Below are 10893 nucleotides of genomic sequence, written 5' to 3'. Positions count from 1 at the left end.
ATATGAAGTCCCTCTTCTCCACCCTAGCCCTCAGCCTCGCCCTAGGTGCCCCTGCCCTAGCCCAACCGGCCAAGCACGTGGTACTCATCAGCATCGACGGGTTTCGGCCCGATTTCTACCGCGAGGCCAAGTGGCCGACTCCTAACTTGCAGCGTATGGCGGCGCAGGGCACTTCGGCCGATGGCGTGCGGGGCGTGTTTCCGAGCGTGACGTACCCCTCGCACACTACTCTTGTCACGGGCGTGGCACCGGCCCAACACGGCATTTACTACAACTCGCCCTTCGAACCCGATGGCGCCACCGGGCGCTGGTACTGGGAGGAAAGCCTGATTAAAACCCCGACCCTGTGGGACGCCGTGCGCCAGGCCGGCGGCAAAACGGCCTCCGTGTCGTGGCCCGTGACGGCGGGCGCGCCCGTCGACTACAACGTGCCCGAGGTGTGGTCCTTAACCGTGAAGGACCGCCTAACGCCGGTGCGCGAGCAAACCACGCCCAAGGGCTTGTTTGAGGAAATTGAGCAGAAAGCCACCGGCCCGCTCACCGCCCGCGACATGAGCAGCGACTACGTGAGTGGCGACGAAAACGGCAGCCGCATCGCCGCCTACCTCCTTGAAACCTACAAGCCCACGCTGCTGACCTTGCACGTATTCGGCGTAGACCACGCCGAGCACCAAGACGGCCGCGATGGCGAGCACGTACGACGCGCCCTGGCCACCGCCGACTGGGTAGTAGGCAACCTAGTAGAAGCCCTGGCCAAAGCCGGCATCGACAAGGAAACCGCCGTCATTGTGACCGGCGACCACGGCTTCGTGGACATCAACACCACCCTGGCGCCCAATGTTTGGCTGGCCCAAAACGGCCTGTACAATGCCGAAAAAGGCAGCTGGAAGGCGCAGTTTCACACCTCCGGCGCAGCGGCTTTCCTGATGTTGAAAGACCCCAAGGACAAGAAAACTGTGGCCCAAATACGCCAGTTGCTAGCCGCCGTGCCCGCCGAGCAGCGCAAGCTGTTCCGGGTAGTAGAGCGCGCCGAGCTCGACCAGATTGGGGCCGACCCGCACGCGGCACTGGCTCTGGCGCCCGCCCTAGGGGTATCGATGAGCGCCGCCCGCGACGGTGCCCTGGTGCGCCCCGGCAAAGGCGGCACCCACGGCTTCTTCCCCGACAATGCTCAAATTCAAACAGGCTTTGTGGGCTACGGCCCCGGCTTCGCCGCTGGCAAGGTGCTGCCTCAAATGGCACTGCAAGACGTGGCGCCCATCACGGCCCAGCTCCTAGGGCTGAATTTCAACCCCGGCAAGAGCACGCTGCCTACGCAGGTGGTGCAGTAGCCGGCCGAGCGGACTGAATATCCAAGTTGCAACCTAGGTCGCTTGTATAACCCCAAAGGCCTCGCGCAGTAGTGCACGGGGCCTTTTTTATTGCTAGTGCGAAGGCCACAGAAAGGCCGAACAACTACGTCATTCCTACGTTCTTATGCGAGCATTATTTTTCCTTTCCACCCATGAAAATCCTGCTCACCGGCGCTACCGGCTACATTGGCCAGCGCCTGCTGCCCGTACTGGCCGAGGCCGGCCACGAAGTGGTGTGCCTGGTGCGCGATGAGCGCCGCTTTTGCTTGCCCGACTCGATGCCCGCGGCCCTGCGCCCGCGGGTAAGCGTGGCGCAGGGCGACCTACTCAAGCCCGACACGCTGGCCGACCTGCCGCTGGACATCGACGCCGCCTACTACCTAGTGCACTCGATGAGTGGGGGCGAAAAAGACTTTTTTGAGTTGGAGCAGCAGTCGGCGCGCCACTTCACCGAGTACCTCGACCGCACCCAGGCGCGGCAGGTTATCTACCTCTCGGGCATCGCCAACGATGCGGGCTTGAGCGTGCACCTACGTTCGCGCAGTGCTGTGGAGCACGTGCTGGCCGCCGCGCGCACGGCCCAGCTTACGGTGCTGCGGGCCAGCATCATTATCGGGTCGGGATCGGCGTCGTTTGAAATTATCCGCGACATCGTGGAGAAGCTGCCCGTGATGGTAACGCCGCGCTGGCTCAACTCGCGCTGCCAGCCCCTAGGTGTTCGCGACGTAGTTTTTTACCTCCAAGCTGTGCTCGACAACCCCGCTTGCCTGGGCCAGAGCTTCGACCTAGGCGGGCCTGATATTCTGACTTATAAGGAAATGCTGCTGGGCCTGGCTGCCGAGCGCGGCTACCGACGCTGGATAGTGACGGTGCCCGTGCTTACGCCGCGGCTGTCGTCGTGGTGGCTGTACTTGGTTACCAGCACCTCTTTTTCATTGGCGCAGAGCCTAGTCGAAAGCCTTAAGAACGATACTGTAGCCGACCCAGCGCGCAGCATCGAGCGCGTCATTCCGCACCAGTGCATGAGCTACCGGGCGGCCCTGGCGCTGGCTTTCCAGCGCATCGAGCAAAACGAAGTGGTAAGTAGCTGGAGCGATGCCCTGAGCAGCGGCACCCTGCGCCAGAACTACATGGACGCCATCCAAATCCCGAAGCACGGCATGTTCTTCGACCGCCAGAAGCGCAAGTTTACCCGCCCCGTGGCCGAGGTGCTCGACAATATCTGGCGCATCGGTGGCGACCGCGGCTGGTACAAAACCGACTGGCTCTGGCGCATCCGCGGCCTCATGGACAAGCTGGTGGGTGGCGTGGGTTTGCGCCGCGGCCGTCGCTCGCCCAGCCGCCTGCGCGCCGGCGACCCGCTCGACTTTTGGCGCGTGCTCGTGGCCGACCGCACCACCAAGCGCCTACTCCTCTACGCCGAGATGAAGCTGCCTGGCGAGGCTTGGCTGCAATTCCGCATCGTGGACCACGCCGATGGCTCCCATACCCTAGAGCAACTGGCAGCCTACCGGCCGCAGGGCCTCCTAGGGCGCCTGTACTGGTACTCGGTGCTGCCGTTTCACGGCATCATTTTCAAAGGCATGGTGGAAAACCTGATTAGCTACGGCGAAGGCGGTAGTTAAGAAAAACGTCTGTCATTGCGAGCGTAGCGAAGCAATCACACCTGTTCAGCCGCGCCATTCGAGTTCTACACTGGTGCGATTGCTTCGCTGCGCTCGCAATGACAGACGTTTTTCTACTAACTCATCACTCTGCACTCACCTCCTTCCCATCACCTGCAGGGTATCAAGAAAAGCCGAGCGATAGGTGTCGCCCAGCGGCACGAAGGTGTTGGTGCCTTTTAAGAAAATCTGGTTGCCATCGAGCGCCCGAATCTTGTCGAGCGAAACGAGGTAAGACTTGTGCACCCGCATAAACTGTCGGGCCGGCAACCGGTCTTCTAGGTCCTTGAGGTTGAGCAGCGTCACGATGCGCTCGCTATCGGTTTGAATGGCCACATAATTTTTCAGGCCCTCGACATACACAATGTCGGCAAAATCGACTTTGGCCATTTTGCCGCGGCTCTCTGTTTTGACGAAGACGTAGTCAGCAGCCGGCCCCTCGGACGGGGCGCTAGGGGGCGCCACGGCCGGGCGCGCCTTTTGCGCGGCTTTCAAAAAGCGCTCGAAGGCAATGGGCTTGAGCAGATAATCGAGGGCTTCGAGCTCAAAGCCCTGCACCGCAAACTCGCTGTAAGCCGTGGTGAGCACCACGCGGGTGTGGCCGGGCAACAGGCGTAGCAGGTCGAGGCCCGAGAGCTGCGGCATATGAATATCGAGAAAGAGCAAGTCTACGGGCTGGGCTTGCAGCAGGCTCAGCGCTTCGAGGGGGTTGGTGGTGGACCCGACCAGGGTCAGAAAGGGCGTTTTCTTAATAAAGGCGCACAGCAAGTCCACGGCACTTTGTTCGTCGTCGACGACCAGGCAGGATATCATATACTAAAGGTCTAGGGTCAGGTGGCAAGTGTACGCGTCGGGCGCGTCGGTAATAGTGAGGCAGTGCCGACCGGGATACACCAGCTCGAGGCGGGCGCGCGTGTTGGCCAGCCCAATGCCCGCCCGGTTTTCCTTAGGTCCGTGGCGCTTGCGGTTGTGCGTTTGAAAGGTAAGCCGGCCGGGCGCCACGTCCAGCTCGATGCGCAGCGGGTGGGCAGGGTCGGCCAGCTCACCGTGCTTAAAGCAATTTTCGACAAACGTAATGAGCACCAGCGGTAAGATGAGCACGAACTGGTCGTTGCCCGTGACCTCAAACTGCACTTGCAGCTGCTGGTGGTAGCGCAGCTGGTTCATGGCGATGTAGTTGTGCAGGTGCTGCACCTCCTGGCTGAGCGGCACCTTGCCCGCCGTATTTTCGTGCAGCGCGTAGCGCATGGTATCGGCCAGCAGCAATATGCCCTGCGCTGCTGGCTCGGAATGCGGGTACACCTGCGCGTAGAGAAAATTGAGCGAATTGAACAGGAAGTGCGGGTTAATCTGACTTTTCAAAAAGGCCAGGTTGGCCTCGTGTAGATTTTTCTCGGCCAGGCGCAACTGCTGCTCCTGCTCGCGCTTGTGCCGCTCGAGCTGCACCGCCCGGCGCGCGAACCAGTAGCCAGTACTGACGAACAGGAAAAACGAGCCGCGGTAGAGCGAGGCTACCCACTGCTGCCCCAAGGTGAAAGGGGCCAGGGGCGCCACTGCGCTAAGCCCTATTTGGGCGCGGCACAAGGCATAAACCGACGTAATAGCCAGGGTGAGGCTGGCGTAGCGCACGTAGTGGCGGCGCCCCACTAGGCGCGGTAGCAGCCAGTCACTATTACTGTAAAACAGCAGTGCGTTTAAGCCATAGTTCAGTAGTATCCAGAAAAAGCTAAGCCGATAGGGATTGATGAAAAACTGGGTCGACTGCTCATAAATGCCGAAGCTGACCCAAACGGCCAGATGAATTAGAACAGGTTTGAGAGAAGAAAGAAGGCGCGGCATCAAACGAAGATAAAGACCTGCCCATGCTGCCCGCTAGCAGCAACCCCTAATACATCCTAGCCACCAAGGGCGAAGTTGAGCTTCGCAGAGCAGTTTTATAAGCTGCTCTATTAGGCGTAGCCGAAGCCTCTTTTTAGCCCGGGAAGCTCCTTCTGCGCAGCGATATCCCATGCGAAAGGCCCGGTTGGTACCCGAAAACGGCGAGTTGGTGTAGCTTTTTTCACCTAGCCCTAAAGCCGAAATACGTTTGCCCTAGGTAATGCAAACGGTGTTGCCCGCGATAAAAGGAACAAGCCAGGCAACGGTTGCCATACCCCCTGCATCTGGGGTAGAGGTAGCAGCTAGCTCGTTTCTTTTTAATGAAAATTTTTCTGCCTACCCCGTAACGTTTGAGGAAAGCTTCGGTACTCGAGGTTGAAAAAGGCTGAAAGTTCCCGCCGAGAGAGCCAATTCAAAAAATATTTTCAGGTCAAAAACTGTGTTTCCAGCCCACCAATGCAGGTTTCGCTAAAAAGTTTGAAACAGTACTATGCGAAACAAAGTACCTGTTGTAAGTTTGTTCTATCAAAAGCCTAGTACTCCTCTTCAACCTACAACCTGGCGCCGCCCGGTTGTGCTTAGGAGGCCACCCTAGCAGCCGCCAACCGGGCGGCAGCCCCTCGCCAAAAGCGCTCCTCGCTGCTGGCCCACGCTAGCCCCCCTGCCTGTGGCAGGCTGGCTCCCTCCCCTTCTCTCGTGCTTTTTCAGGCACCGACGCTTCACCCCCCGGAACCGCGGCCGGCTGGGAACAGAATCGCCATGCCCTTTCAGAACGCCTTTTCTACGCTTCACATCATGGATTACTCGCTGAAAATCAACTCGCTCGTTCTCGCTGCTAGTTTCAGCACCTGGCTCGCCCTGCCCCAGGCAGCGCAGGCCCAGACCGCGCCGGCTACCCTCACTGGCACCGCTGTAGATGGCGGCGCCAAAGCCGAACCACTCGCCTTTGCCACGGTGCTGCTGCGCCGCGCCGAAGTAGCCGATACTAGCCTAGTAACCAGCACCCAAACCTCGCTGACTGGTGCTTTCGAACTAAACAAAGTACCGGCTGGCACCTACCGCCTGCGCATTCAGGCCCTAGGGTACCAGGGGCTGGTGCAGGCCGTGCGGGTGGCCCCCGGCCAAACCACCCTGGCCCTAGGTACCCTAAAGCTGCGCGCTGGCACCCAGCAGCTGGCCGAAGTGAAAGTGACCGGCCAGCAGGCTGTGATGCAGCAAGAGCTGGGCAAGACGGTGATTAACGTAGAAAAGGATTTGAGCAGCGTGGGCGGCACCGCCGTGAATGTGCTTGAAAACGTGCCCTCCGTGGCCGTAGACGCCAGCGGCACCGTGAGTTTGCGCGGCTCTTCTAACCTAACCATCCTCATCGACGGGAAGCCTGCCGGCACCAGCAATGGCGGCCCCGGCCCCCGCCTCGACCAGATTCCGGCCTCCCAGATTGCGCAGGTGGAGGTCATGACGAACCCCTCGGCCAAGTATGACGCCAGCGGCACCGGTGTCATCAACATCATTACGAAGAAGAACAAGAAAGAGGGCTGGAACGGCCAGGCCGCGCTGGTGGTGGGCACCCGCGACAAGTACTCGCCGAGCCTCAGCCTGAGCCGCCACCACGGCAAAGCGACCTGGAACCTAGGCTACGACGGCCAAGACCAGCAGTACCGCACCAACAACCGCAGCGCGCAAACGGCGCTGCTGCCCGAAGGCGGTAGCCTCTACACTACCCAGGAAGGCCTAGGCAACCAGCACAGCCGCAACCACACCCTGAACCTAGGGCTGAACTACGAGCTGACCAAGGAGCAAACCCTGAGCTTGAGCGTACAGCCGCACTACGAGCACCAGACCGAAATCGTGAACAACACCCTCACCCAGCAAGCGGTGGGCTCGCCCACCGTCACTACGCAGGTAGGCCAGGAGATAAACAACGTGAAGGTGAGCGTGATAGAAAGCTCGGCTGACTACCGCCACACCTGGGAGGCCCACAAAGGCCGCGAGCTGACCGCCAATGCTGGCATGGTGAACATCGACGCCAACATTCCGGTGAGCCAGCTGCTGACGGGCGGCACCGCGCCAGCCGGCTTCCGGCAGCAGCAAAAGGTGCAGGCCCAGATTTACTTTGGGCAGGTAGACTACACGCTGCCCAGCGCCGACAACAAAGGCAAGCTCGAAACCGGCGTGCGCATGCAGGCCCTGCGCAACAGTGGCTCTACGGCGCTGTTTGCGCCCACCGCCAACCCCGAGGATGATTTTGTGCGCGACGAGAATCGCTCGTTCGACTACAGCTTTACGCAAGTGATGCCCGCCGCCTACGCCACCTACCAGCGCACGCTGGCCCACGGCTGGAGCGCCCAGGGCGGCCTGCGCAGCGAAGGCACTTTCCTGAATGGCAGCGTAGCCGACGGCCGGGCCAACGTAAACCGCAGTTACATCAGCCTGTTTCCGAGCGCCACGGTGGCCCGCGAGCTGGGCAAGGAGCCGGGCCAGAGCCGCTTGCAGTTTAGCTACGCCCGGCGCCTCAACCGGCCCGACTTTATGCAGCAGCTGCCCATCCAGCTCTACCAAGACCCGCGCAACTACCGCCAGGGCAACCCCAACCTGCTGCCCGAGTTCAGCCACAACCTAGAGCTGGGCCACCAGCTAAACCTGGCAGGCGGCACCAGCCTCACGGCCACTGTGTTTGCCCGCTTCACGCAGAGCGCCATCCAGCGCATCCGCACCATCGACACCCTGGCCACCCGCATCAGCAACGTGGGCGTGGTGACGCAGGAGACCTTCCAGAACCTGGGCAGCACCACCAACCTAGGCCTCGAAATGACCTGGGCCCAGCCCTTAGCCAAGTGGTGGCGCGTGTCGGCCAGCGGCTCGCTCTTCCGCTCCGAAATCGCCGCCAACGCCCTGAACACCGCCAACCGCGCCGCCCTAGCCGGCTCGGCCCGCCTCAGCAACAACTTTACGCCCCGCAAAGGCCTCGACGTGCAGCTCACCGGCAACATTCGCTCGACGGTGCTCACGGCCCAGGGCCGGGTGCTGCCCACCGGCGGCCTCGACCTAGCCCTGCGCCAGCGCCTGTTCAGCGACCGCGCCGCTCTCACGCTCCGCGTTTCGGACCTACTCAACACCCAAGTGCGCCGCGTGCAGCTGGCCACTCCCGAACTACAAACCAGCCTCTACAGCAAGTACGAGACCCGCGTGGGCTGGCTGGGCTTTACCTGGTACATCGGTGCTACCAAGGCCAAGGCCGGCCGCATCGACGCGGCCCCCAGCGGCGGTGGCGGGTTCGGAGGCTAGCCCCCTCCCCCACTTCAAGTAGGGCATACCGGGCCCGCAGTGGTGGCTCGGGTGGATTATCCAATTCATGGCGCGAGCGAGTTGCGGCAGCGGGTGCGGTATGACCTATTTGAACAGACAAATTCTAAGTTTTTGGTCACACAAAATCTTTAAAATCAACACACTACCTTAATCAAGCCCAGCTAGCGGTAGCCTTGCTTTGCACCGCGTTCGCAGCAGTCTCTTTTTCTCTTCTTTCCCTCATCTTTTTCTTTCTTCGTCATGAAAACCACTGCCTTCATCTTCGCCACTACCCTGTTGTTTTCCACCCTAGGTGTTACCGCCCAAGACCTAGCCTTGGTACCCGATGCCCAAGCGCTGACCGGCGTGTATGCTGCTATGCCAGTTGCTAAAACCACCGCCCCGACCTCTGGCATCACGTACTTTGGCGTGGTCAACTCCCAAGACGCCAAACACGAGCAATACACGCAGCTGCGCCAGCTGTTCGACACCTACAAGCCCACGCTGGTGGTGGTAGAAAAACCCGACCTAGGCACTGCCGATACTGAGGAGGCTACCATCAAAACCAAGGGCGCCCCCGGCTATGCCCGCCTACTGGCCCAGCAATACCAAGTGCCCACCGAGCGCCTCGACGACCCAGTGGCCGAGTACAACTACCTGCTGACCAAGATCGATGCCGAGCAACTCAAGCTTTATTATCTGCTGCGCGAAGCCCGGCGCTTCCAGCAGCGCACGGGCGCCTCTAAGGCCTTTACCACGAAGGCCATGCAGCAGCTCATTGCCCAGAGCAAGTACTTCGTGCCCGGCACCGAGCACGTCATCCGGAACGTAAGCGAGCTTAGCGCTGCCTTCACCAAATATTGCCCCGATGGCGGCCAGTGGTGGAATGCTCCCGCTGCCTACTTCTGCCCCCAGGCAGCCACAGCGCTCTACCCCAGCGGCTCGTTTTGCCACACCCTAGGCAGCGCAATCAGTGAGTACCGCGAGCGGTACGTGTACAGCAAGCTGGCCGCCCGCGCCCAGGCCGGCGAGCGCATCTTGGTAGTCACGAGCTGCGACCAGCTGCCCAGCGCCCAGTCGGCCGGCACAGTTGCCGTGAAGTAATGGCCTAGCGCCGGCTAGGCGCGGACCCCACCCCGAGCCCCTCCCCTCCGGGAGAGGGGAGCCGACCGCAGGCATACGCTTGCTGACGTCAGGCTCCCCTCTCCCGGAGGGGAGGGGATGGGGGTGGGGTCTTCACATTAGTGCGTTTTTTCGCCCTTGGCCCGCCCTAGGTATGTAATGCAACTCCCTGGGCTGCGATTACTTTCTTGCACTTTCTTCCTTTTCCTTATGAACGCACGGCTCCTCTTTCTTACCGGCCTATTGGGCGTGGCCACCGCCGCCCGCGCCCAGCAGCTAAATACTGCCAAGCTCGATAGCCTGCTCACTAGCTTGGCTACTAATAATAAGATGATGGGCAGCCTAGCCGTGTCACGCAATGGGCAAGTGGTGTATAATCACGCGTTTGGCTTAGCGCAGCTGGCGCCCCCGGTGCCCGCCACCACCGCCACGCGCTACCGCATGGGCTCCATCACGAAGATGTTCACGGCGGTGATGATTTTTCAACTCATCGAGGAGAAAAAGCTGACCCTAGGCACGCCGCTGGCCACCTTCTTTCCGCAGCTGCCCAATGCCAAGACCATCATCATCGACCAGCTGCTGAGCCACCGCAGCGGGCTGCACAATCTCACGGCCGATGCAGCCTACCTAGGCTACATGACCCAGCCAAAAGTGCAGGCCGAGCTACTGGCCATTATGAGCAAGTATCCCCCGGACTTCGAGCCGGGGGCAAAGTTTGACTATAGCAATTCTAACTACATCGTGCTGGGCTACATCATAGAAAAGCTCGGCAAGCAGCCCTACGCCCAAGCCCTGCAAAAGCGTGTGGTGGCCAAAGCCGGCCTCCAAAGCACTTATTACGGCGGCAAAATCGACCCTAAAAAGCAGGAAGCATTCTCCTACAAGCCCACCGGTAGCGGCGGCTGGCAGCCCGACACCGAAACAAACATGAGCACCCCTGGCGGAGCTGGCGCGGTGGTATCGACTCCAGCCGACATCGACCGCTTTCTGGAAGCGTTGTTTGCGGGCAAGCTGGTGTCGGCGGCCAGCCTAGGCGAGATGAAAACCATCCGCGATGGTTTTGGGCGGGGCATCATGATGATGCCATTTCAAGGCAAGCCCGGCTATGGGCATGGCGGCATCATCGACGGCTTTCAGTCGCTGGCCAGCTACTTCCCCGACGACAAGCTGGCCATTACGCTGAGCACCAACGCCCACAACTATACTCTAGGTGACGCGATGGGTGACGTGCTCAGCATCTGCTTCAACAAGCCCTATAAAATTCCCGATTTTGCGGCCAGCACCTTTGCGCCCGCCGCGGCCGACCTCGACCGCTACGCTGGCACCTACGCGAGCCAGCAGATTCCGCTCAAGGTTACGCTGACCAAAGAGGGCGGCTCGCTCTCTGCTCAAGCCACGGGCCAGTCGGCCTTTCCGCTCGAGCCCGTGAGCCAAGGCGTATTTAAGTTCGACCAGGCTCGCATTCGCATGGAGTTCGACGCTGCCAAGCCTAGCTTTCTTCTCAAGCAGGGAGCCAATACCTATACATTTACGAAGGAATAAGTTGCCTTATTTGGCTACGACTTTCCACTGACGTGCTTCTTTCTTTTTTC

The 10893-nt window shown here is 60.6% G+C and carries 7 protein-coding genes; 5 read left to right on the top strand and 2 right to left on the bottom strand.

The features are described 5' to 3' along the window. The first annotated feature begins 2 nt into the window (after window positions 1–2). Both FNT36_RS19370 and FNT36_RS19365 read left to right on the top strand, forming a co-directional pair. Window positions 3–1331, top strand: coding sequence for an alkaline phosphatase family protein (locus FNT36_RS19370; RefSeq protein WP_144851151.1), 1329 nt, complete (start codon window positions 3–5; stop codon window positions 1329–1331). A 173-nt stretch (window positions 1332–1504) separates the two neighbouring features. Beyond that, window positions 1505–2977 carry an SDR family oxidoreductase gene (locus tag FNT36_RS19365; protein ID WP_144851149.1) on the top strand — a complete coding sequence of 491 codons (1473 nt, stop codon included), beginning with the start codon at window positions 1505–1507 and terminating at the stop codon, window positions 2975–2977. Window positions 2978–3112: 135 nt separating this feature from the next. Here the strand turns inward: FNT36_RS19365 and FNT36_RS19360 are convergent, their stop codons facing one another. Together FNT36_RS19360 and FNT36_RS19355 are read right to left on the bottom strand one after the other, a co-directional pair. Then, window positions 3113–3829: a LytR/AlgR family response regulator transcription factor gene (locus FNT36_RS19360; protein WP_144851147.1), complete on the bottom strand. Its 717-nt coding sequence runs from the start codon at window positions 3827–3829 to the stop codon at window positions 3113–3115. Window positions 3830–3832: 3 nt separating this feature from the next. Further along, window positions 3833–4855 (bottom strand): sensor histidine kinase, encoded by a 1023-nt coding sequence (locus FNT36_RS19355; RefSeq protein ID WP_144851145.1) that lies wholly within the window; start codon window positions 4853–4855, stop codon window positions 3833–3835. Window positions 4856–5689: 834 nt separating this feature from the next. On the opposite strand from FNT36_RS19355, the gene FNT36_RS19350 reads away from it, so the two are divergent. From FNT36_RS19350 to FNT36_RS19340, 3 genes are all read left to right on the top strand, one after another. After that, window positions 5690–8179 (top strand): outer membrane beta-barrel family protein, encoded by a 2490-nt coding sequence (locus FNT36_RS19350; RefSeq protein ID WP_233636072.1) that lies wholly within the window; start codon window positions 5690–5692, stop codon window positions 8177–8179. Between the two features lie 261 nt (window positions 8180–8440). Next, a complete protein-coding gene (locus FNT36_RS19345) occupies window positions 8441–9283 on the top strand; it encodes a hypothetical protein (RefSeq protein ID WP_144851141.1) in 843 nt (280 codons plus the stop codon). 228 nt (window positions 9284–9511) lie between these two features. Beyond that, window positions 9512–10843, top strand: a complete 1332-nt coding sequence (locus FNT36_RS19340) for a serine hydrolase domain-containing protein (protein ID WP_233636071.1) — start codon at window positions 9512–9514, stop codon at window positions 10841–10843. The last annotated feature ends 50 nt before the right edge of the window (window positions 10844–10893 follow it).

Origin of the sequence: Hymenobacter setariae (assembly GCF_007713685.1) — a bacterium.
GTDB classification, from domain to species: domain Bacteria; phylum Bacteroidota; class Bacteroidia; order Cytophagales; family Hymenobacteraceae; genus Hymenobacter; species Hymenobacter setariae.
Note: the sequence above shows the minus strand (reverse complement) of the source record. Positions and strands in the feature narration are given on the sequence as shown.

Excerpts from the sequence above, each read along its gene's own strand:
- FNT36_RS19360 (WP_144851147.1), bottom strand. The coding sequence starts at position 3,829 with ATGATATCCTGCCTGGTCGTCGACGACGAACAAAGTGCCGTGGACTTG.
- FNT36_RS19365 (WP_144851149.1), top strand. The coding sequence starts at position 1,505 with ATGAAAATCCTGCTCACCGGCGCTACCGGCTACATTGGCCAGCGCCTG.
- FNT36_RS19370 (WP_144851151.1), top strand. The coding sequence starts at position 3 with ATGAAGTCCCTCTTCTCCACCCTAGCCCTCAGCCTCGCCCTAGGTGCC.
- FNT36_RS19345 (WP_144851141.1), top strand. The coding sequence starts at position 8,441 with ATGAAAACCACTGCCTTCATCTTCGCCACTACCCTGTTGTTTTCCACC.
- FNT36_RS19340 (WP_233636071.1), top strand. The coding sequence starts at position 9,512 with ATGAACGCACGGCTCCTCTTTCTTACCGGCCTATTGGGCGTGGCCACC.
- FNT36_RS19355 (WP_144851145.1), bottom strand. The coding sequence starts at position 4,855 with ATGCCGCGCCTTCTTTCTTCTCTCAAACCTGTTCTAATTCATCTGGCC.
- FNT36_RS19350 (WP_233636072.1), top strand. The coding sequence starts at position 5,690 with ATGGATTACTCGCTGAAAATCAACTCGCTCGTTCTCGCTGCTAGTTTC.